The sequence below is a fragment of the Mesorhizobium sp. M0152 genome (assembly GCF_040322415.1).
In the GTDB taxonomy this organism is placed as follows: Bacteria; Pseudomonadota; Alphaproteobacteria; order Rhizobiales; family Rhizobiaceae; genus Mesorhizobium.
In genome coordinates this window covers 34,052-55,240 of sequence record NZ_JAMYTH010000022.1, presented here as the reverse complement: position 1 = coordinate 55,240, position 21,189 = coordinate 34,052, and the positions used below count along the sequence as shown (strand labels likewise).

Below are 21,189 nucleotides of genomic sequence, written 5' to 3'. Positions count from 1 at the left end.
AAGGGAGGAACACATGGCAAGCACAGGGACGAAGAGCGGGAAGAAGCCGGCGGCCAAGGCGGCACCAAAAGCTGCGGTAAAAGCTTCAGCCAAGCCGGCGACTAAGGCATCGGCAAAGCCTGCCGCCAAGGCGACTTCAAAGGCAGCCGCCGGCAAAACCATGGCCAAAGCCAAGGGGAAATCGGCGAAGAAACCCGCCCTGATGATCAGCATGCTGAAGCCGAGCGTCAACAACATGACAGTTCGGGTGTTTGCCCGTGCCGCCGGGCTGGACCATGCCGAGGCCGACGCCTGGGGCAGCACGCGCTCGCCCGAATTCATGGCGCGCAACCCGGCGCATCTGACGCCGATGATCGAGGACAAGGGCCTGCCGCGGGGGGTGCTTTGGGAGAGCTGCGCCATCATGCAGTATCTCGCCAACAAGCACAGGCTGGAGAAATTCTACCCCAAGGCGCCTGCCAAGCGGGCGATGATCGACAGCGCCATGTTCTACCTTATCGGCACGCTCTATCCTTATGTGGCGCGCGCCACCTATCCGGTGCTCGGCTTCCCGCAATATGCCGGCGAGGTCGGCCATAGCGACGCTCATCCCGACAGAAAGTCGGAGGCGCAGAAGGCGGCGATCGCCGCCATCTCCGAACCGCTGGAGGTGTTCCACTCCTTCTTCAGGGATGGCAAGCCCTTCATCGGCGGCAAGAACCCGTCGATCGCCGATATCCGGCTGGCGGCGACACTCGAATTCCTGGCCGTCATCGACTACGCCCTGCCCAAATGGGCCAGCGACTACATGGCGGCGATGGAGAAGAAGCTCGGCAATGCCTATGCAGGCCCGGCCGGCGACGTACGCGGCTACATCGCCCATGTGAAGTCGCAAGCCAAGGCCTGAGACTTCTCGCTCACTCGCCGCCGGCTGGATCGCCCCCGCCGGCGGGCGGTGTTGATGCGCATGCGCCAAGCCGCGCTTCTCACACCCTCGTCCGGCACGCACAGCGCGCGCCGCCCTCATTGGGTTGCCTGGTAGAGCTCTGAAGCCGCCTCCTTCAGCGCACGCCGGCCGTCCGGCCTTAAATACATCATGTGCCCGCCCTCGATGACATCGAGCCGGATGGGTTTTGCCCCGGCGAGCGAGGGTATCTGGTTCACCAGATAGCGCGAGGCCAGATAAGGCGTGACCAGGTCGGTATAGCCGTTGACGATGACCACGCCGAGCGCAGGATTGAGCGAGCGCGCCCGCTGCAGATCGTTCATCACGCCGGCATAACCTTGCCGCGAAGTGCCGTAGTCCCAATTGCCGCTGATCTCGCCATTGAGCAGCCGATAGCTGACATCGGTGTGATAGTTCAGCTCGTCGCGGGCATAGCCGACGAAGGCAGAGGTCAATGCTGGTACGCTGCGGTCGAGCACCGGATCGGGTCCAGCGATGCGAGCGCTTTCAGGAGCGATGTCGGCCGTACCGATCGTGCCGTCATATGGGCTGAGCACCTTGCCGCCGGCGCGGGCGAACTCCCTTGCGAACAGGCCGGTGGGGATGCGGGCGAAGTTCCGCTGGACGAGGTCGAGCGGCAGCCCGGTGATGTCGGCCACATGCTGGCTCGCCGTCCGGCCGCCTTGCTCCAGCCCGCTGGCGATAGCCGTGAGGTAGTCGCCGAGCGCATAATGCTCGACCTCGGCGAGCTTCTCGCGCATCGCATCGCCGCCGACGCCTTCGGCCCGCAGCCGCACCGCCGCCAGCGAGGGGAGTTCGAGCGCCCAATGCAGCGGCTCGAATTCGTCGGGCTGGACAAGCATGAACTCCAGCGCCGGCGAGATCAGCACGATGCCGTTCGGACTGATGCCGATATCCTCTTGCAGCGTCCTGGCCAGCAGCGCCGCGCGGAACCCGCCATAGCTTTCCCCGGCGAGGAAGAGCGGAGATCCGGTGCGGCCGTTCTGCGCGAGGTAGAGCCGGATGAAGGCTCCCATCGAACTGGCATCCTGGTTGACGCCCCAGAAATCATGCGTGTTCTGGCCTGGTGCCTCGCGGCTGTAGCCGGTCCCGACCGGATCGACGAAGACCAGGTCGGTCATGTCGAGCCAACTGTCCGGATTGTCGACGAGTTTTTGCGGCGAAGGCAGGAATTCCCCGTCGGTTCCGGTGGTGATTATGCGCGGGCCGAGGGCACCGAGATGCAGATAGGCGGATGCCGCTCCCGGTCCGCCGTTGAAGACGAAGGTGATGGGGCGCGGCGAGCCTTCCGCGGCGTCCGCCGGCGCCCGTTGCGTGTAGGCGACATAGAAGATCTCCGCCGTGACCTCGGCCTTGCCCGAAAGCAGCGACAGCGTGCCGGCCTTTGCCTGATAGTCCAGCTTGCGCCCGGCGAGCTGGATCGAATGGCTGGTGGTCTGCGGTTCCGGCAGCAGCGACAGCACGCCGCCCGTTGGTGCCGGCCGCTCCGCTGTTTGGGACAGGCCAGGCTGCGCGAAGACGGCAAGCATCAGGAGGATGAAGCAGATCAGTTTCAACTTAAACGGCATGACGCCTCCGCGAGAACGCTTGTCGCATAGCTATAGCCGATGCGATCGAAGTCAAAGGAAAGGCTTATCTGGTTGAAGATGGATCGCCTGCCGTCAGGGCAACGAATCCGGGTCAGCGGATTCCTTCGGAGCCTTCGCCGGCGCGCTGTTGATGGAACGTTGAACGAAAAAACCCGCCTGTGCGGCGCATCCCTGGCGCAACTCAGCACCATAACCAAATATCTACCATAGCTGCACTCACCTGTCAAGAAAAAATTCCTATCGCGGGAGATACAGGCACAACCCGGCTGGCCGTCGCCAGCCCTCGTTAACGCCACATGTCGGAACGCTCCGGCCAGGTCAGCCAACAGCCCGATTTCGGCTCGAATTCGCCAGGTGCTCGAAACCCATCCTGTTTCGGCTTCGTCGGAAGGGTGCGTGGCATTGCGAAGTCACCGGGAATGGAACGATGGCATTTGCGGATCAGACGGTTTTGGGAACCCGTCCGTCAATGTCCCATTTGGGACATCGGCCAGCCAGCAGCGGCTGGCCTGTATCTTGGCGGGAATGAATATCGTTTGCTTTCCCGTATGATCGGGCCACTCTTGGCGAGTGGCACATGCGAACAGAGACAGTCGACGAAAGGGGCAGCGAAATGGATGCGACCGAACTGAAGGCGATGCAGGCGCCGCTGAAGCAGGCCTATCGCGACGACGCTTCGCGCGCGCTGATCACGCTCAAGGCCAAAGGCTCGATCGACGACCGGTCGGTGGCCTGCAAGGTGGAGACGGGCAGGGCGCTGGCGATTGCCGGCCTGCATCCGGCCACCGGCGGTTCAGGGCTCGAACTCTGCTCGGGCGACATGCTGCTTGAGGCATTGGTGGCTTGTGCCGGCGTGACTCTGAAGGCCGTGGCGACGGCACTCGAATTCAAGCTCGGCGCCGCCACGGTGGAAGCCGAGGGCGACCTCGATTTTCGCGGCACGCTCGGCGTCGCCAAGGATGCGCCGGTCGGCTTTCGCGCCATTCGGCTCAACTTCGATCTCGACACGGATGAGCCGCAGGAGCGCATAGACTCGCTGCTGAAGCTGACCGAGCGCTATTGCGTGGTGTTCCAGACCATCAACAGCAAGCCGGAGCTGACGGTTTCAGCGCGGCGCTGACGTGGCCAATCTCCTCCCTTGAGGGGGAGATCACGCTCGTTACTGCGCCGCCGGCTCTTCGGCGTCGCCCTCGTCGGTAAAGGGCGAGGCGCTCGGCACGCATTGCACCGACCAGCCGGCCGGCGTCGGCTGCTTCTGATATTCGGTGATGGCGGCGGTGCATTGTTCGCGCTTGTCGAAGGTGCTGGGCAGCACGACCATGCCGCCTTGCGGGCCGGCGATTACCAGATACCAGACCAACGCTGCGGTCGTAGCCATGAGTATTTCCCTATTCTGCCCGGACGGGCGCTTGTTGCGGGAGTCGGTACGATCCTACCAACTCCGCGGAAATGACGAAAGCATGACCGCGGCGCAGCCTTTCGCCTTTGATCACGGCCGCGTGATGATAGGGCTGTTTATCCGGGCCACTCAGTTCGGCGAAAGCATGCAGCTATTCGGGCTGGCGGTAGGCGACGAAGCGATTGTGCTTGGCCTGGAAGATCAGCCCTGTCTCTTTCAGGTCGGGGCTGGCCAGAGGCAAGATGCGCTTGGCGACTTCCGACGGGTGCGGCAGCGTTGCCGCATCCTCGCCGGGAACGGCTTGCGCCCGCATGGCCGTGCGGGTAGCGCCCGGATCGGCCGCGTTGACGCGCAGCGGCAGATTTTGCGTCTCATGCGCCCAGGACCGCATCATGGTTTCGACCGCCGCCTTCGACGCAGCGTAAGGTGCCCAGAAGGCGCGCGCCGAATGCGCCGCGTTGGAGGACAGGATGATGGCCCGGCCCGCATCCGAAAGCCGGAGCAGCGGGTCGACCGAGCGGATCATCCGCCAGGTCGAGGTGACGTTGATGGTCATCACCTTCTCGAAGGTTTTCGCTTCGACATGGCCGATCGGCGAGATGACGCCGAGCACGCCGGCATTGGCGACGAGAATGTCGAGCTTGCCCCAGCGCTCATGGATGGCGCCACCCAACCGGTCGATGCCGGGCATGTCGGCGAGATCGAGCGGCACCAGCGTTGCTTCGCCCTTGCCGGTTTTGGCGTGTTCGGCCTTGATCTGGTCGTCGAGTTCCTCCAGCCCGCCGACGGTACGGGCGACGGCGATGACATGCGCGCCGGCGGCGGCCAGTTCCCTGGCGATGAAATAGCCGATACCGCGCGAGGCGCCGGTGACGACCGCGACGCGGCCGGTAAGGTCGAGGGGAGGGGCGGGGATCATGCGATAGCTTCCATGAGTGCGCGCGAAAACACCCCCTCTGGCGAAGGCAAATATTGGTCCAGCAATCCTAAGCCCCGCTCGTCGCCAGCAGCGACAGCGTGCGCACATTGTCGTGGCCTTCGAAGTCGAGCAGGCGGGTCGGATACTGGCCGGTGAAGCAGGCGTCGCAGAATTGCGGCTGATCGTTGTCGCGGCTGGCCTCGCCGACGGCGCGGTAAAGCCCGTCGATGGTCAGGAACCCGAGCGAATCGACACGAATGAACTCGGCCATCTCTTCCACCGACATGCGCGACGCCAGCAGCTTCGACTTTTCCGGCGTGTCGACGCCGTAGAAGCAGGAGGCGCGTGTCGGCGGCGAGGCGATGCGCATGTGCACTTCCTTGGCGCCGGCGTCGCGCACCATCTGCACGATTTTCTGGCTGGTGGTGCCGCGCACGATGCTGTCGTCGACCAGCACCACGCGCTTGCCCTCGATCATGCGGCGGTTGGCATTGTGCTTCAGCTTGACGCCCATGTGGCGGATCGAATCGCCCGGCTGGATGAAGGTGCGGCCGACATAGTGATTGCGGATGATGCCGAGCTCGAAGGGAATGCCGGCGGCTTGCGAGAAGCCGATCGCCGCCGGCGTGCCGGAATCCGGCACCGGCACGACGATGTCGGCATCGACCGGGTTTTCCTGCGCCAGCTCCGCACCGATGCGCTTGCGCACCTCATAGACGTTGCGGCCTTCGACCGAAGAGTCCGGGCGTGCGAAATAGACATATTCGAAGATGCAGAAGCGGGTCTTCTGCGGCTCGAACGGGAATAGGCTTTCAATGCCCTTCGAGGTGACGACGACCATCTCGCCGGGCTTCAGGTCGCGCACGAAGCGCGCGCCGATAATGTCGAGCGCGCAGGTCTCTGAAGCAAGGATCCAGGCGCCGTCGAGATCGCCGAGCACCAGTGGGCGGATGCCGAGCGGATCGCGGCAGCCGATCATCTTCTTGGCCGTCATCGCCACCAGCGAGAAGGCGCCCTCGACCTGCCGCACCGCGTCGATGAAGCGCGAGTTCAGATCGCGCTCCTTGCTGGTCGCGACGAGGTGCAGGAGCGTCTCGGTATCGGAGGTGGACGAGAAGATCGCGCCTTGCTTCTGCAGCGCGCGCTGTACGGTCATGGCGTTGGTGAGATTGCCGTTGTGGGCAACCGCAAAGCCGCCGTCCGCCAGTTCGGCGAAGAAGGGCTGTATGTTGCGCATACCGGCGCCGCCGGTCGTGGCGTAGCGGGTATGGCCGATGGCGCGATTGCCTTGCAGGCTGTCGATGACGCGCTGCTTGGTGAAAGTGTCGCCGATCAGGCCGACATGGCGTTCGACATGGAACTGGGTGCCGTCATAGGAAACGATGCCTGCCGCTTCCTGGCCGCGATGCTGCAGCGCGTGCAGGCCCAGCGTGACGATGGCTGCCGCGTCCTGCCGGCCGAAAATACCGAACACACCGCATTCGTCGTGGAAGTGATCGTCAGCCTCGGCGGAAAGCACGTCGTCTGCGTCTGCCATCTTAAGCTCCGCTAAAATCGCCATATAAGGCCGGTTCGCACCGAAAGCAACGCGTTCCGCGCAGCCGTTCACACCACCGGCGTTTTCCGGCGTCCGATTCCGGCGTCAATTCGCCGGGGCTGCCGGCGCCGGAGTGGCCGGCGCGTTGTCCGCGGGCGGTGTCTCGGTGTCGTTGTCGTCTGGCGCCGGCGCATTGGCGTCGTCGCCGCCGGCAGGGGCATCCGTAGCCGGTGCGCCCGGCGCCAAGGGCGTCTCGGTGGCCGGCTGATTCGGATTGAGCTTCTTGAGGATGGCGTTTTCCGGATCCTCCGGCAGCAGGCTTTCGAGCTTGGCGCCGATCTGTTCCAGCAGCGGCCGCGACTTGGCTTCCGTGACCCAGGCTGGGGCCTTGGCGCCGGCCAGCCAGTTGAAGAACAGCAGTGCGACCGCGACGACCAGGATGCCGCGCGCCGCGCCGTAAAGGAAACCGAGCGTGCGGTCGAGTGCGCCGATCCTGGAATCGATGATCCAGTCGGCGAGCTTCATGGTGATGACCGAGACGACGATCAGCGCGACGATGAAGACGACGCCGGCCGAGGCCGCCATGGCGATCTTCTCATTGTCGATATACGGCGCGAGATAAGGCAGGACCGGCTTGTAGAAGAAAAAGGCCGCCGCCGCTGCCGCGGCCCAGGACACGACCGAGAGAACCTCCCGCGAAAAACCGCGAACCATGGCGAGCATCGCCGAGACCAGGGTGAAGCCGACGAGGATTCCGTCAAGCAGCGTAATCGGCATGTCTTTCGCCCCACTCCGATTTCTCTTTCACGACCCGGCGGGCCGCGTCACTCTTCATCGTTGGCGCGGCTGCGCCGCGATCCGGCTATACGCGCCACGAGGTCGGCAAGCTCGCTGGGCTGGAAAGCGCCGGCCCCTATCCCCCCGGCTCCATTGCCACCAGCAAGGTCTCCACTGCCCGAGGGCAGAACCGCACTTCCGAAACCCAGCTTTTCGGCTTCCTTGAGGCGCTGCTGCGCATGCGCAACCGGCCTCACCGCGCCCGAAAGGCTGATTTCGCCGAAATAGACGCAATCGGCGGGAAGGGCAAGACCGGTGAGCGAGGAAACCAGTGCGGCGGCAACCGCGAGATCGGCCGCGGGCTCGCTGATGCGATAGCCGCCGGCGACATTGAGATAGACGTCATGCTGGCCGAAGCGAACGCCGCAATGCGCCTCCAGCACCGCCAGGATCATCGACAGCCGGGCACCGTCCCAGCCGACCACGGCCCGGCGCGGCGTGCCGAGCGAGGATTGCGCGACCAGTGCCTGGATCTCGACCAGCACTGGCCTTGTCCCCTCCATGCCGGCGAAAACCGCGGCACCCGGTGATTTCGCATGGCGTTCGCCAAGGAAAAGCTCGGACGGATTGGCGACCTCACGCAAGCCCTTGTCCGACATTTCGAAGACGCCGATCTCGTCCGTCGGCCCGAAGCGGTTCTTCACCGTGCGCAAGATGCGGTAATGATGGCCGCCTTCGCCCTCGAAATAGAGCACGGCGTCGACCATGTGCTCGACGACGCGCGGGCCGGCGATCTGGCCTTCCTTCGTGACGTGGCCGACGAGAACGATCGCCGCCCCTGTGGATTTCGCATAGCGGATCATCGCCTGGGCGGCGGCGCGAACCTGGGTGACCGTGCCCGGGGCCGAATCGGCGAGATCGGTCCACAGCGTCTGGATGGAATCGAGGATGACCAGATCCGGGCGCTTGCCGTCGGCTATGGTCGCCAGGATGTCCTCGACATTGGTCTCGGCCGCCAGTTCCACTGGCGACGAGGCGACGCCGAGCCGCTGGGCGCGCAGCCTGATCTGCGCGACGGCCTCTTCGCCCGAGACATAGACGATGCGGTGGCCCCTGGAGGCAAGGGCGGCCGCCGCCTGGGTGAGCAGCGTCGACTTGCCGATGCCGGGATCGCCGCCGACCAAAAGCGCCGAGCCGCGCACGAAACCGCCGCCGGTGGCGCGGTCGAGTTCACCGATGCCCGAGACGATGCGCGGTGCATCCTCGATGTCTCCGGAAAGCGTGGTCAGCACCACCGCGCGGCCCTTGCGGGCGTTGCGCGTGTTGGCCGGGCCGGAACCGATGCCGCCGGAAGTGCCTTCCTCGACCAGCGTGTTCCACTCGCCGCAGCCATCGCATTTGCCGGCCCAGCGCTGATGCACCGATCCGCAGTTCTGGCAGATGAACTGGACGCGCGATTTAGCCACGCTGTTACCTTCTCGCCCGCTGGCGGGCGCCGCGATCCTTCGCGCCCCCCTCTGTCCTGCCGGACATCTCCCCCACGAGGGGAGAGATTGGCCGTCGCCCACGCCGATGCTCTTTTTTGCAATGCTGAAAATTGGCGAAATCCGACGCGCAGTCCGATCTCCCCCCTCGTGGGGGAGATGTCCGGCAGGACAGAGGGGGGCGCCGTAAAGCGTTGTCCGGCATCTTTGCTGGAAAGTCGGACAAGCGGCTACTCAAACCTCTCCGCGATGTGGTGTTCCTCCGCGAGATCGGAGAAGCGGGTGAATTCGCCGTGGAAGGCGAGCGTGACCGAGCCTGTCGGGCCGTGGCGCTGCTTGGCGACGATCACCTCGGCCTTGCCGCGCATCTCGTTCATCTCGTTTTCCCACTTGACGTATTCTTCCGTGCCAAGCTTCGGCTCCCGGTTCTTGAGGTAATATTCCTCGCGGTAGACGAACATCACGACGTCGGCGTCCTGCTCGATCGACCCGGATTCACGCAGGTCGGAGAGCTGCGGGCGCTTGTCCTCGCGGCTTTCGACCTGGCGCGACAGCTGCGACAGCGCGATGATCGGCACGGCGAGTTCCTTGGCCAGTGCCTTGAGGCCGGTGGTGATCTCGGTGATTTCCTGTACGCGGTTCTGCGAAGACTTGGCGCTCGAACCCTGCATCAGCTGGATATAGTCGATGACGATCAGGTCGAGGCCGCGCTGGCGCTTCAGGCGACGGGCGCGGGCCGAGAGCTGGGCGATCGAGATACCGCCGGTCTGGTCGATGAACAGCGGGATCTTCTGCATGGTCTGCGAACAGGCGACAAGCTTTTCGAAGTCCATTTCGGTGATTTCGCCGCGGCGGATCTTCGAAGACGAGATTTCGGTCTGTTCGGAAATGATGCGGGTAGCGAGCTGTTCGGACGACATTTCGAGCGAGAAGAAGCCGACGACACCGCCATTGGCGGCCTTGAACGAGCCATCGGCTTGCTGGGCCGGCTCGTACATCTCGGCAATGTTGAAGGCGATGTTGGTGGCGAGCGATGTCTTGCCCATGCCTGGACGGCCGGCGATGATGATCAGATCGGACGACTGCAGGCCGCCCATGCGGCGGTCGAGATCGCGCATGCCGGTAGCGAGACCCGACAGATGGCCGTCACGCATATAGGCGGCGTTCGCCATGTCCACCGCGGTCTTGACCGCGTCGGTGAAGCTCTCGAAGCCGCCATCATAGCGCCCGGTCTCGGCCAGTTCGAAAAGGCGGCGTTCGGCGTCCTCGATCTGCTCGGAAGGCGACATGTCGACCGGCGCGTCATAGGCGATATTGACCATGTCCTCGCCGACGGTGATCAACGCCCGGCGTGTGGCCAGATCGTAGATGGCGCGGCCGTAGTCGGTGGCGTTGACGACGGTGACGGCTTCCACGGCCAGCCGCACGACATATTGCGCCACGGTCATGTCGCCGACCTTTCCGTCGGCGGGCAGGAAGGTCTTCAAGGTGATCGGCGTCGCGACCTTGCCCATGCGGATGAGCTCGGCCGCCACCTCGAAGATTTTTCTGTGCAGCGGCTCGTAAAAATGACCCGGCTTGAGGAAGTCCGAGACACGGTAGAAGGCATCGTTGTTGACAAGGATGGCGCCGAGCAGTGCCTGCTCCGCCTCGATGTTGTTTGGTGCCTCGCGATAGAGCGGTTGCTCCGCGACGCCGAATTTTCGCGCTGCCTCAGCCATGATGTCCCCAATTTCGATCCCGGCTTCTCGATATCAGAATGGGAAAATTCAGTGCTGACTTATCTGCAACAGTTACTACCCAACCAACTTTGATGCCCACTGTTCACAGGAGGGCTACACCGTCCACAGGACATAATTCCCGTGCTCCGATTCCGGTTGACTTGGCAAGGTCATGATTCTCGATGATTTAGAACAAAAAGAGAACAAAGTCAAATGCCAAGATTTGGCTCTAAACGGAATCGCCCCAGTCTCGCCGCCGCGCCACCTTGAACAGTTCGCCGTCGCGTTTGGTGAAGAGTTTTTCGTCGGCGCGGCCGTCCGGCTCGCACAGCTTGAGCAAAACCTTGCCGGAGCCGGATTTCGGTGGTGCGAGAACCCGCGCCTGACGGGAAGCGGCTGGTTGCCGCGAGGCGGCGACATAGATGAACTTCTCGTCTTCCCACGGCACTTCGGCGTCCTTGGACAGCCGGTGCAGGCGCGAGCGGGCGACGCGCCGCGAAAAATGGCACCAGTCGGGCGCGATGAGCGGGCAGGGGGCTTCGTGCGGGCAAGGTGCCAGCACATGCGCGCCCGCTTCGATCAGTTGCCGGCGAACCGCGAGGACACGCTGCCAGCCCGCCGGCGTGCCCGGCTCCACGATCAGCAGCGTGTCTGTCGTGAGCTGCCACAGCCGGTCGACCATTTTGGGCAAAGATGCCGGCGCGATCTCATCGAGCACATAGGCGCAGGTGACGAGGTCTGCCGGCCGCAGGTCGGCAAGATCGATGGTGACGTCGCCGGCCTGCCAGACGGTCCGCGCCGCGATTGCATCGGCGGCGAGCGTCTCGCCCACCTTGCGCACCGCAGCACTCGCTTCCAGCAATGTTGCCTGTTCGAGCTCGGGCCAGAGATCGCTCGTGGCCCAAAGCACCGTGCCCGGGCCGGCGCCGACATCGAGCAGGGTTTTCGGCGCGAATTCCGGCCGGGCCTCGTTCAGTGCATCGAGGCTGGCGCGGACCGCTGCATAAGTCGCCGGCAGCCGGGTGGCCAGGTAGGCTTTGACCGCCATTTCCTGCGCCATGTGAAAGCGGCCGTCGCGCAGCTCGGCGCGGTAGCGGTCGGAGAGCGTTTTCGCCGCCTGTTTCAGCTCCGGCAACGGCACTTTTTCGAGGATGCGGTCGACAGCCTGTCGAAGCGGGATGGGCAGTTCCACGGTTATACCCCTCGCGGTGCGAGCAGGATGACCGAGGCACCGGCCAGGCACAGCGCCGCGCCGCCAAGATCCCAGCGGTCGGGCCGCACGCCTTCCATCAGCCACAGCCAGCCAAGCGAGGCCGCAATGTAGATGCCGCCATAGGCGGCATAGGCGCGGCCGGCGGCATTGGTGTCGACCAGCGCCAGAAGCCAGGCGAACAGAAGCAGCGAGACGAAGCCCGGCGCCAGCCATAGCGACGATTTCTCCAGCCGCCACCAGGCCCATACCGAAAAGCAGCCGGCGATCTCGGCCAGTGCGGCGGCGGCATAGAGGAGATAGGTCATGGAAAAAGGCCTCGTGACGGTCACGAGGCCTTTGTCGGGGCACGGGCCTGCGATGGCAAGCACCAATGGCGAAAGCGTGCTGTTGCTACTCCGCCACCTTGCGGCGCCGGGCGGGCTTGGCCGGCTTTTCGACGGGCGCCGGTTCGCGGCGTCCCATGTCGCGCATGTCCAGCGCCTTTTCGCATTTGGCCATATAGTCGCGCGTCGTCGGCAGCGTGTCGTTCTTCTTGGCGAGCTGGATCTGGAAGATGACCAGGTCCTGCCAGCGGAAAGCTGCTTCCGATGCGGCCAGGTAGAATTCCCACATGCGGCAGAAGCGTTCGTCGTAGATCGCCTTGGCCTTGTCGCGGTTTGCCGCGAAGCGCTGGCCCCAGTGCTTCAGCGTGTCGGCATAGTGGAGCCGCAGGATCTCGATGTCGGTGACCACCAGGCCGGACTTCTCGATCGCCGGCAGCACTTCCGACATTGCCGGGATGTAGCCGCCCGGGAAGATGTATTTGCGGATGAAGGCGCTGGTCGCCCACGGCACCCCCGAGCGGCCGATCGTGTGCAGAAGCATGACGCCGTCCGGCTTGAGCAATGTCGCGCTCTTTTCGAAGAAGGTGCGGAAGTGGTTGACGCCGACATGCTCGAACATGCCGACCGAAACGATGCGGTCGAAACGTTCGTTGAGTTCGCGGTAATCCTTCAGCTCGAAATGGACGTGGCTTTCCAGGCCCTGCGCGTGCGCCCGGTCGGTGGCCACGCCATGCTGTTCGGTCGACAGCGTCACACCTTGCACGTCGACGTCGAAGGCCTTGGCGAGATAGAGGCCGAGCCCGCCCCAGCCGGAGCCGATGTCGAGCACCGTCTGCCCCGCCTTCAGCCTGAGCTTGGCGGCGATGTGGCGCTTCTTGGCGGCCTGCGCCTCGTCGAGCGTCATGTCCGGCTGCTCGAAATACGCACAGGAATACTGCATGTCCTCGTCGAGGAAGAGCCGATAGAGCTCGCCCGAAAGATCGTAGTGGCGCTGCACGTTGCGGCGCGAGCGCGAAGCGGTGTTGATTTGCTGCAGGCGGCGGAAAGCGTGGCGCAGGCCTTCGATGGCCTTCGACCAGGTGGCGTCGATGCCGCCGCTGCCCATGTTCTGGAAGGCGATGCGCATCACGCCCAGCACCCCGCCTTCGAGAATGTCGAGTTCGCCGTCCATGTAGGCTTCCGGAACCGCCAGCATGGGATCGAAGGTGATGGCGCGCTCGGCATGCGCGGTCTTGATGTGCATGTGCACCGGCTCGCCGCTGCCGTCACCGAAAATCACCGACGCGCCCTTGGGGCCGGTTACCTTGAGATTGCCGGTGCGCACCAGGCGATCGAGAACGCGCTTCAACAGAATATTCATGACCTAATGTCCCCTCTCGGTACTCTGCATCAATATATAGGGTTTCGAAAAGTTCCTTTTGGCACAAAAATGCCCGGGCGAGAGGCCCGGGCATTAGTCCAGAACAAACTGGCACTGGCAAGATGACCCGAGCGCCCGGTCCGGCGCTAGGATCGCATGCGATCAGGCGTTGTCTTCGCCGCCTTCGAACTCGCTGTTCGGGTCGAAGAAGTTTTCCGGCCGGGCGTTGTCGTTGATGTCTTCGCCATAGATGGCTTCGGCGGTGGTCAGCGTCTCGCCCTTGGCCTGGCGCTCGGCTTCGTCCGCCGTGCGGGCGATGTTGAGCGTGATCGTGACTTCGACTTCCGGATGAAGCGCGATCGCCACGTTGGTGACGCCGATGGTCTTGATCGGCTGGTTGAGCAGGATCTGGTTGCGGTTGATCGAAAAACCTTCCGCCGTCAGCAGATCGGCGATGTCGCGCGTCGACACCGAACCGTAGAGCTGGCCGGTTTCGCCGGCCGAGCGAACGGCGACGAAGCTCTTGCCGTCGAGCTGTTCGGCGACCTGGCTGGCTTCCGACTTTCGCTCGAGGTTACGGGCTTCGAGCTGGGCGCGCTGGCCTTCGAACTTCTTCTTGTTGGCCTCGTTGGCGCGCAGCGCCTTGCCCTGCGGCAGCAGGAAATTGCGGGCAAAGCCGTCCTTGACCTTGACGGTCTCGCCCATCTGGCCGAGGCGGGAAACGCGTTCGAGAAGAATGACTTCCATGGTTTTGTTCCTTTCAGGTTGGGCACCAATCATCAAGATCGGCGCCAATTCTCACGGAACAGGTCAGGAAGCTCGGGCGCCTTGGCGCCGGTATCGCTGTCCTGCCTGTCCAGGCAGTTAGGATCTCTTTTGAAATCCAACTCGGGATTTTGGTTCGAACCGATCGCGCCCGTCGCGATCGGTAGAAAAGCAGGCGGCAAAACCGCCCGCTTGGGTAGGAATTAGCGGACCACGTAGGGCAGCAAACCGAGGAAGCGGGCGCGCTTGATCGCCTTGGCGAGTTCACGCTGCTTCTTCTGGCTGACGGCGGTGATGCGCGACGGCACGATCTTGCCGCGCTCGGAAATGTAGCGCTGCAGGAGACGCACGTCCTTGTAGTCGATCTTGGGCGCGTTGGCGCCGGAGAACGGGCAGGTCTTGCGGCGGCGATGGAACGGGCGCCGGGTCGGGATCTGGTTGATGTCGACCATTATTCTGCCCCCCCTTCAAAGCCTTCGCGCGGACGGCGCGGACCACGATCGCCACCGGCGTCGCCGAAGCTGCGCGGCGGACGATCGCCGCGGTCGCCGCGATCACGGTCGCCGAACGAGCGCGGACCACGGTCGCCACGGTCACGGTCGCCGAAGCCGCCGCGTTCCGAGCGCTCTTCGCGCTTCTGCATCATGGCGGAGGGGCCTTCTTCATGCGCCTCGACCTTGATGGTCAGGAAACGCAGCACGTCTTCGGACAGGCCCATCTGGCGCTCCATCTCGTTGAGCGCTGCCGGCGGGCAGTTAAGGTCCATCAGCGTGTAGTAGGCCTTCCGGTTCTTGTTGACCCGGTAGGTGAGGGACTTCAGTCCCCAGTTCTCGACCCGTCCGACCGACCCGCCATTAGCGGAGATGACACCCTTGTACTGTTCGACAAGCGCATCGACCTGCTGCTGCGAGAGGTCCTGCCGGGCAAGAAACACATGTTCGTAAAGAGCCATTATGTCTTTTCGCCTTTCTTCGTTTCTCTCCCGGTTCCCGGCGGCAAAAGCCTCTGCAACTTCTCTGACCCGCAAACCCTAGAAGGGCAGGGGGAAGAAAGGAGCATGACGAGACGGTCGAGAGCGGAGACACGGGAGGCGGAAGCGCTTCTGGCTTCACACGAAGGTTTTCGAAAAAACCTCCGGCCCTCCGTTCAGCCCCCAGCTGGGACCGGCAGATTGAGGGCGTCTATATAGCAATCCGCGGGGAAGACAAGGGCAAGCGACAGGGCAAGCGGTGTTGCTGATGTCGCACGGTCGGCCAATCGGATAGCTGCAACGGCAAGATTTTGCGAAACCAAGCCTTAACCACCATGTCAGGTTGTACAGGGTTGAGGCGTGGCATCAACCGGTGATTCATCATGACAGGCGCAAAAGGCGACGTCCCGTGGTCGGAACGGGAAGCCAAGCATTTCCGGGGGTAAGGATGCTTCTCAATAAGTTCTGGCGCTCGACGAGCGGCAATTTTGCACTTGTGCTGGCAATGGGCCTGCCGGCCATCTTGACGGCTGTCGCCTTCGCAACCGATGTCTCCACCCTCATGCGGGCCAAGAGCAATCTGCAGAATGCGCTGGATGCGGCGAATCTCGCCTCCTCGCATCTTGGCGATCTCGAGATCACGCGCACCGACGCTTTCGGCCGCTATTTCCAAGCCAACATCGCCGAGCATGGCGAACTCGCCAACGCCCAGGCCACGCTGACCGTCGACAGGGGGGTCAACTTCGTCACGACGAAGGCGGTCGCCTCGGCGGACGTCAACCTGAACTTCGCCTTCCTGTTCGGCAACAGCAAGCACATCCAGGTCGATGCCGCCGCCACGGAATCGAACAATCAGCTCGAAGTGGTGCTGGTGCTGGACAATACCGGCTCGATGGCCGGCGCCCGCATGAACGCATTGAGGACGGCGACGAAATCGTTGCTCGACACCCTCGAAGCGGCAAAATCGCCGACACGCGATGTCCGGGCCTCGCTGGTTCCATTCGTCACGGCCGTCAACGTCAACGGCGACGAGTTCGACCCATCCTGGATCGACATGGACGGCAAGTCTTCCACCAACGGCGTCAATTTCCCGGTCATCAAGGGCACACGTCCCAATCACATGGCGCTGTTCAAGCAGCTCAAGAAGACCGGATGGACCGGGGCTGGATGGAACGGCACCGGATGGAAAGGCTGCGTCGAGGCGCGGCCGGGCGCCTACAACATCTCCGACGCCGCGCCCGACTCGGCCAAGCCCGACACGCTGTTCGTTCCGTATTTCGCACCGGATGATCCGGAAATTGCCCAGGCGCCGTCGAGTTCCTACGGCAATTCCGCCAAATACTACAACAATTCCTATCTCGATGACGTCAGCGACAAGACCAAGCTCTATAAGCAGGACGCCAACATTCTCGGAATCGATCTCAGCGGGACTACCGGCGATCCCGACAAGGAAAAGGTCGCCAAATATGTTGCGCCAGCCAAGGAGATCATCACCGAGACGGGCTCCACCATCACTGTCGGCCCGAACCGCGCGTGCCCCACGCCCGTCGTCCCCCTCACCGACGATTTCGACAAGCTGCGCAAGGCGGCAAGCGCAATGACCGAGTGGAACGGTTCGGGTACCAATGTCTCCGAAGGCCTGTCGTGGGGCATGCGGGTGCTGTCGCCCAGCCCACCCTACACCGGTGGAGCGCCGTGGAAGACGCCCGGCGTGAGCAAGATCGTGCTGTTGCTCACCGACGGAGAGAACGTCGTCTATGGCGCCAGCGAACAGCCGGCGACGAAGTCGGATTACACATCCTATGGTTATCTGGCGGGTGGCCGTTTCGGATCGGACAACCAGACCACCGCGGCGCGCAATGTCGACGGCTGGACCAAAGGCGTTTGTACGCAATTGAAGAACGAGGGCGTGCAGATCTACACCATGGTGCTGCAATCCGACACCGCGGCCAACCGCGCACTTTACAGCGCATGCGCCTCGGATCCGAGCGGCTATTATGCCGTCAACGATCCGAACAAGCTGCCAAATGTGTTCCTGGAGATCGCCAACAAGTTCTCGAAACTCCAGCTGACGAATTGAAATCGACCCGGGAGGTGCGGCGGCAGTCCTCGATGGATCGGGAATTCAACTCGTGTGGGCGACAGCCTTGCCGACCGTTTCGGGGAAGAAGTCGGGCGCCGCGTGGCGCTTGCCGAACATCATGTCGTACTGAATGAACCGGAAATCGCGTATCGTCGGGTCGATCTCCTTCTGCCGCGACCAATCCGACGTGGCCTCGCCGGTCGGGGTCAGCAGCAGGTTGCGGTCGACCACGCGATAGTGTTCCCGCATCTCGCCCAGGAAGCCCGTGTAATAAGGGTGGGTGATGCCCGCGGTGGTGAGGATATGATAGGGCAGGAATGCGGGGCTCACCGCGCCCAGGTTCTCGACTGGACCGGAGCGGTTCGACCAGATGACCAGCGGTGTCTGGTGATGGTCAAGGGCGGCTTCCGGCGTCGGCTCCTTGCGTGGCGCGACGTTGTCCTTCAGGAAGCCGGTCTCGACATACACCGGCCCCAACGGCGGCAGATGGTCACCGAAGAAGGCGAGAACCGTCGGCCGCTCGCGCTTCTTGGCCCATTCGACAAGGCGTTCGAGGCCGCGGTCCGCGTCGGCTGAACCCTCGGCGTAGGAAAGCAGCGAATCGCGCGCCCACTGGCTGATCGGTGCTTTCACCGTGTGGGTCGGATTGTAATAGCGGTTGGGCTCGTAAGGGCCATGGTTCTGCAGGCTGACAGCGAAGAAGAACACTGGTTGGTCGCTGCTGTCGGCCTCGCGGATGATCTCGTCGGTCATCGCGGCGTCCGATGCCAGCGGTCCGCGCTTTTCCATGGGCGGCAGCGTCTCTTCCGACTTGAAGTCGTTGAAACCGAAATCGGCGTAGACCGCGCCACGGTTCCAGAACCAGTTGGTGCCTGGATGGATGGCGCGCGCCTTGTAGCCTTCGCTCTTCAGGAAGGTCGCCATCGAAGGCGTTGGCGTGCGCACATATTGCTGGTAGGGGATGCTGCCGGCCGGCAGGAAGGCGTTCGAGAAGCCGGTCAGCGCCTCGAATTCGATGTTGGCGGTCATGCCGCCGAATTCAGGCGAGAACATCGAGCCGGAACGCAGCGACCGCACGGTGGAAATGGGATCCGGGGTGATGGTGACGCCGGGCAGCGTGGTTGGATCCCAGAAGGATTCGCTCATGACGATGATGATGTCGGGTTTTTCGTCGGGTACCGAAGCGGTCACCGGTGGCCGGTCGATCGCCGCGATTGCCTTGTCGGAATATCCCGGCGGCGCCGACACATGCGCCATCGGCACGTTGAGCGCGAAGGCGAGCGCAAAACCGTTGGAGGCATAGTTTTCCTTCTGGTCCCACATGATCGGGATGATCTGCAGCCGGTCGCGGGTCCATGAAAACGTGGCGTAGTCCATGATCGAGACGAAAAAGGCAAGCAACGGCACCGCCAGCGTCAGCCGGGCCAGGCGGCCCTTGCGGCTGAGTGCTGGAACCTTGCGGCGCCAGAGCCGCCAGCCATAGACGAGCAGCGACAGGCCGGCGACGATGCCGGCGACCATTGCCAGCGCGGTCATCGGCCTGTCGCGCACTAGGAGCGGCAGCAGAGCGAAGATCTGGCGGGCGTAGAGGAAATCCGTCGGATAGAGCGGGTCGCCTAGATAATGCGATTTCTGGTGGCCGACGAAGGCCAGCGACAAGGTCAGCGGCGCGACGATCATCAGGCTCTGATGACTGCGGCCGAGCACGGCGTCGAGACCGATCAGAACCAGCGCGAAGACGACGATGGTGGTCCACCCCGGCTTGAGCGGCTGCAGGAAGAAGGAAACGGTGCCGGCGACATCGCCGCGAACGGTCAATTCAATGGCGAACACCAGGACAGCCGAGATCGCCAGGCTGATCAGCCCATAGCGGACGACCGGCCATCTCCGGCCCGGCAGATAGCCGGTGGACGGATCGTCTTCCAGGAACTGCGGCACGGCTTTGCCGGCGCGTTTCAAACTCTTGGCCACTTTCAACTTTCCCACCCAGCGACAAGCGCGTCACTCGATTGTCATGGAATTGTCACGCAAAGCTAGCGCCTGTGGCGAAAATAAGAAGAGCCAGCAAACGATTCGTGAGCGGTTTTCATCAGGAGTGATCGCCAAAAAGCCTTTTGGAACAGGCACTCGGCTTGCCATGCTGCCCCGCGAAGAAGCCGAACCGGGCTTGACTTGGCGGCCCGCCTTGCGTCACAGGCATGAAAAATCGTGTATCAGGCAAGCAGAACCAAGCCTCGGGAGCCCACGCATGGCCGTCGCATTCACCTTTCCGGGACAAGGCAGCCAGGCTGTCGGCATGGGCAAGGATCTCGCCGACGCCTTTCCCGAAGCACGCAGGGTTTTCCAGGAAGTCGACGATGCGCTCGGCGAGAACCTGTCGAAGCTGATCTGGGAAGGTCCCGAAGAGATCTTGACGCTCACGGCCAATGCCCAGCCCGCGCTGATGGCGGTTTCGCTGGCGGCGGTCAGGGCGCTGGAATCGCGCGGCTTCTCGCTGAAGGACAAGATCGCCTATGTCGCGGGTCATTCGCTGGGCGAATATTCAGCGCTCGCCGCCGCCGGTTTCGTTTCGGTCGCCGATGCCGCGCGGCTGCTGCGTATCCGTGGCAATGCCATGCAGGCGGCGGTGCCGGCCGGCGAGGGCGCCATGGCGGCGATCATCGGTTTGGAACAGGCGGATGTGGAAGCCGCCTGCGCCGAGGCCGCCAAAGGTTCCGTCTGCCAGGTCGCCAACGACAATGGCGGCGGCCAGCTGGTGATTTCGGGAGCCAAGGCCGCGGTCGAACTGGCGGCGAAACTGTGCACCGAGAAAGGCGCCAAGCGGGCGCTGATGCTGCAGGTGTCGGCGCCGTTCCATTCCGCGCTGATGACGCCGGCGGCCGAGATCATGCGCGAGGCATTGGCTGGCGTGGCCAAGGCCACGCCGGTGGTCCCGATCATCTCCAACGTCACCGTCACCCCAACGAACGACCCGGACGAGATCGCGCGCCGTCTGGTCGAGCAGGTGGTTGCCCGCGTGCGCTGGCGCGAGACGGTGGAGTGGTTCGGCGCAAACGACGTCACCACGCTTTACGAAGTCGGCGCCGGCAAGGTGCTTTCGGGGCTGGCCCGCCGCATCAACCGTGACATCGCCACCGCGGCGGTCGGCACCGCGGCCGAGGTCGAGGCGGCATTGGCGGCGCTTGCATAAAGTGCCGTTTGATCTCATCCCTATAGAGTGTGCTCTGTTCTCAATCAGGAGACAAAAATGTTCGAACTGACTGGCCGCAAGGCGCTCGTTACCGGCGCATCGGGTGGCATCGGTGAGGCGATCGCCAGGGTGCTGCATGCGCAGGGCGCGATCGTCGGCCTGCATGGCACGCGCATCGAGAAACTGGAGACACTGGCCAGCGAGCTGGGCGACCGGGTCAAGCTGTTCCCGGCCAATTTGTCGGACCGCGACGAAGTCAAGGCGCTCGGCCAGAAGGCGGAGGTCGATCTCGAGGGGGTCGACATCCTGGTCAACAATGCCGGCATCACCAAGGACGGCCTGTTCGTGCGCATGGCTGACGCCGACTGGGATAATGTTATCGAGGTCAACCTGACGGCCGTGTTCAGGCTGACGCGCGAACTCACCCACCCCATGATGCGTCGCCGCCACGGCCGCATCATCAACATCACCTCGGTGGTCGGCGTCACCGGCAATCCCGGCCAGACCAATTACTGCGCCTCCAAGGCCGGCATGATCGGCTTTTCCAAATCGCTGGCGCAGGAGATCGCCACCCGCAACATCACCGTCAACTGCGTCGCCCCGGGCTTCATCGAATCGGCGATGACCGACAAGCTCAACGACAAGCAGAAAGAGGCGATCATGGCGGCGATCCCGACGCGCCGCATGGGCAGCAGCGCCGAGGTCGCGTCCGCCGTCGCCTATCTCGCCTCCAATGAAGCGGCCTATGTCACCGGCCAGACCATCCATGTGAATGGCGGCATGGCGATGATCTGAATGAGGTTCCTGCGGCAAGGCTGCCGGCTTGTGAAAAGAGCCCATTTCGCCTTGGACCTGAGCCAATTTTCGTGTAATGCGGCCTGCAACCCGGCGGTTCGGGCAAAAACCGGTCCGT

General features: G+C 63.5%; 19 protein-coding genes. 5 read left to right on the top strand and 14 right to left on the bottom strand.

Annotated elements, in window-relative coordinates; translation table 11 throughout:
• The first annotated feature begins 13 nt into the window (after positions 1-13).
• Positions 14-886 carry a glutathione S-transferase family protein gene (locus NKJ26_RS21270; protein WP_352696905.1) on the top strand — a complete coding sequence of 291 codons (873 nt, stop codon included), beginning with the start codon at positions 14-16 and terminating at the stop codon, positions 884-886.
• Positions 887-1,002: 116 nt separating this feature from the next.
• Here the strand turns inward: NKJ26_RS21270 and NKJ26_RS21265 are convergent, their stop codons facing one another.
• Entirely contained in the window at positions 1,003-2,514 is a 1,512-nt protein-coding gene (locus NKJ26_RS21265; RefSeq protein ID WP_352696904.1) for a S10 family peptidase, read from the bottom strand.
• A 634-nt stretch (positions 2,515-3,148) separates the two neighbouring features.
• Here NKJ26_RS21265 and NKJ26_RS21260 point away from each other — a divergent pair.
• Entirely contained in the window at positions 3,149-3,655 is a 507-nt protein-coding gene (locus tag NKJ26_RS21260) for an OsmC family protein (protein ID WP_352696990.1), read from the top strand.
• 39 nt (positions 3,656-3,694) lie between these two features.
• Here NKJ26_RS21260 and NKJ26_RS21255 read toward each other — a convergent pair whose 3' ends face one another.
• From NKJ26_RS21255 to rpsF, 12 genes are all read right to left on the bottom strand, one after another.
• On the bottom strand, positions 3,695-3,913 hold the full coding sequence (locus NKJ26_RS21255; RefSeq protein ID WP_015318519.1) for a hypothetical protein: 219 nt from the start codon (positions 3,911-3,913) through the stop codon (positions 3,695-3,697).
• Between the two features lie 172 nt (positions 3,914-4,085).
• Positions 4,086-4,853, bottom strand: coding sequence for an SDR family NAD(P)-dependent oxidoreductase (locus NKJ26_RS21250; RefSeq protein ID WP_352696902.1), 768 nt, complete (start codon positions 4,851-4,853; stop codon positions 4,086-4,088).
• Between the two features lie 67 nt (positions 4,854-4,920).
• Positions 4,921-6,390, bottom strand: coding sequence for an amidophosphoribosyltransferase (purF, locus tag NKJ26_RS21245; RefSeq protein ID WP_352598644.1), 1,470 nt, complete (start codon positions 6,388-6,390; stop codon positions 4,921-4,923).
• Between the two features lie 105 nt (positions 6,391-6,495).
• Positions 6,496-7,167: a CvpA family protein gene (locus tag NKJ26_RS21240; protein WP_352696900.1), complete on the bottom strand. Its 672-nt coding sequence runs from the start codon at positions 7,165-7,167 to the stop codon at positions 6,496-6,498.
• A gap of 47 nt (positions 7,168-7,214) precedes the next feature.
• Entirely contained in the window at positions 7,215-8,633 is a 1,419-nt protein-coding gene (gene radA / locus NKJ26_RS21235) for a DNA repair protein RadA (protein ID WP_027026337.1), read from the bottom strand.
• 248 nt (positions 8,634-8,881) lie between these two features.
• Positions 8,882-10,372: a replicative DNA helicase gene (locus NKJ26_RS21230; protein WP_027026336.1), complete on the bottom strand. Its 1,491-nt coding sequence runs from the start codon at positions 10,370-10,372 to the stop codon at positions 8,882-8,884.
• A gap of 229 nt (positions 10,373-10,601) precedes the next feature.
• Positions 10,602-11,564 carry a small ribosomal subunit Rsm22 family protein gene (locus NKJ26_RS21225; protein ID WP_352696898.1) on the bottom strand — a complete coding sequence of 321 codons (963 nt, stop codon included), beginning with the start codon at positions 11,562-11,564 and terminating at the stop codon, positions 10,602-10,604.
• 2 nt (positions 11,565-11,566) lie between these two features.
• Complete coding sequence (locus tag NKJ26_RS21220) at positions 11,567-11,890, bottom strand: YnfA family protein (protein ID WP_352696896.1); 324 nt, start codon at positions 11,888-11,890, stop codon at positions 11,567-11,569.
• Between the two features lie 85 nt (positions 11,891-11,975).
• Positions 11,976-13,268, bottom strand: a complete 1,293-nt coding sequence (locus NKJ26_RS21215) for a cyclopropane fatty acid synthase (RefSeq protein WP_352598639.1) — start codon at positions 13,266-13,268, stop codon at positions 11,976-11,978.
• Between the two features lie 162 nt (positions 13,269-13,430).
• Positions 13,431-14,015 (bottom strand): 50S ribosomal protein L9, encoded by a 585-nt coding sequence (rplI, locus tag NKJ26_RS21210; protein ID WP_352598638.1) that lies wholly within the window; start codon positions 14,013-14,015, stop codon positions 13,431-13,433.
• Positions 14,016-14,236: 221 nt separating this feature from the next.
• Positions 14,237-14,485: a 30S ribosomal protein S18 gene (gene rpsR / locus NKJ26_RS21205; RefSeq protein ID WP_006203718.1), complete on the bottom strand. Its 249-nt coding sequence runs from the start codon at positions 14,483-14,485 to the stop codon at positions 14,237-14,239.
• Positions 14,485-14,985 carry a 30S ribosomal protein S6 gene (gene rpsF, locus NKJ26_RS21200; RefSeq protein ID WP_027026331.1) on the bottom strand — a complete coding sequence of 167 codons (501 nt, stop codon included), beginning with the start codon at positions 14,983-14,985 and terminating at the stop codon, positions 14,485-14,487. The genes rpsR and rpsF overlap by 1 nt, the downstream gene beginning before the upstream one ends.
• A gap of 466 nt (positions 14,986-15,451) precedes the next feature.
• Between rpsF and NKJ26_RS21195 the strand changes: the two genes are divergently transcribed.
• Positions 15,452-17,083, top strand: a complete 1,632-nt coding sequence (locus NKJ26_RS21195; RefSeq protein WP_352696893.1) for a pilus assembly protein TadG-related protein — start codon at positions 15,452-15,454, stop codon at positions 17,081-17,083.
• A gap of 45 nt (positions 17,084-17,128) precedes the next feature.
• Here NKJ26_RS21195 and NKJ26_RS21190 read toward each other — a convergent pair whose 3' ends face one another.
• On the bottom strand, positions 17,129-19,057 hold the full coding sequence (locus NKJ26_RS21190) for an LTA synthase family protein (RefSeq protein ID WP_352696891.1): 1,929 nt from the start codon (positions 19,055-19,057) through the stop codon (positions 17,129-17,131).
• Positions 19,058-19,334: 277 nt separating this feature from the next.
• Between NKJ26_RS21190 and fabD the strand changes: the two genes are divergently transcribed.
• Positions 19,335-20,276 carry an ACP S-malonyltransferase gene (gene fabD, locus NKJ26_RS21185; RefSeq protein ID WP_352696889.1) on the top strand — a complete coding sequence of 314 codons (942 nt, stop codon included), beginning with the start codon at positions 19,335-19,337 and terminating at the stop codon, positions 20,274-20,276.
• Between the two features lie 57 nt (positions 20,277-20,333).
• Positions 20,334-21,071 (top strand): 3-oxoacyl-[acyl-carrier-protein] reductase, encoded by a 738-nt coding sequence (gene fabG, locus NKJ26_RS21180; RefSeq protein WP_352696888.1) that lies wholly within the window; start codon positions 20,334-20,336, stop codon positions 21,069-21,071.
• Positions 21,072-21,189 lie beyond the last annotated feature (118 nt).

Coding starts and splice junctions, on each gene's coding strand:
- NKJ26_RS21270 (WP_352696905.1), top strand. CDS start 14: ATGGCAAGCACAGGGACGAAGAGCGGGAAGAAGCCGGCGGCCAAGGCG.
- NKJ26_RS21265 (WP_352696904.1), bottom strand. CDS start 2,514: ATGCCGTTTAAGTTGAAACTGATCTGCTTCATCCTCCTGATGCTTGCC.
- NKJ26_RS21260 (WP_352696990.1), top strand. CDS start 3,149: ATGGATGCGACCGAACTGAAGGCGATGCAGGCGCCGCTGAAGCAGGCC.
- NKJ26_RS21255 (WP_015318519.1), bottom strand. CDS start 3,913: ATGGCTACGACCGCAGCGTTGGTCTGGTATCTGGTAATCGCCGGCCCG.
- NKJ26_RS21250 (WP_352696902.1), bottom strand. CDS start 4,853: ATGATCCCCGCCCCTCCCCTCGACCTTACCGGCCGCGTCGCGGTCGTC.
- purF (WP_352598644.1), bottom strand. CDS start 6,390: ATGGCAGACGCAGACGACGTGCTTTCCGCCGAGGCTGACGATCACTTC.
- NKJ26_RS21240 (WP_352696900.1), bottom strand. CDS start 7,167: ATGCCGATTACGCTGCTTGACGGAATCCTCGTCGGCTTCACCCTGGTC.
- NKJ26_RS21230 (WP_027026336.1), bottom strand. CDS start 10,372: ATGGCTGAGGCAGCGCGAAAATTCGGCGTCGCGGAGCAACCGCTCTAT.
- NKJ26_RS21220 (WP_352696896.1), bottom strand. CDS start 11,890: ATGACCTATCTCCTCTATGCCGCCGCCGCACTGGCCGAGATCGCCGGC.
- NKJ26_RS21215 (WP_352598639.1), bottom strand. CDS start 13,268: ATGAATATTCTGTTGAAGCGCGTTCTCGATCGCCTGGTGCGCACCGGC.
- rplI (WP_352598638.1), bottom strand. CDS start 14,015: ATGGAAGTCATTCTTCTCGAACGCGTTTCCCGCCTCGGCCAGATGGGC.
- rpsR (WP_006203718.1), bottom strand. CDS start 14,485: ATGGTCGACATCAACCAGATCCCGACCCGGCGCCCGTTCCATCGCCGC.
- rpsF (WP_027026331.1), bottom strand. CDS start 14,985: ATGGCTCTTTACGAACATGTGTTTCTTGCCCGGCAGGACCTCTCGCAG.
- NKJ26_RS21195 (WP_352696893.1), top strand. CDS start 15,452: ATGCTTCTCAATAAGTTCTGGCGCTCGACGAGCGGCAATTTTGCACTT.
- fabD (WP_352696889.1), top strand. CDS start 19,335: ATGGCCGTCGCATTCACCTTTCCGGGACAAGGCAGCCAGGCTGTCGGC.
- fabG (WP_352696888.1), top strand. CDS start 20,334: ATGTTCGAACTGACTGGCCGCAAGGCGCTCGTTACCGGCGCATCGGGT.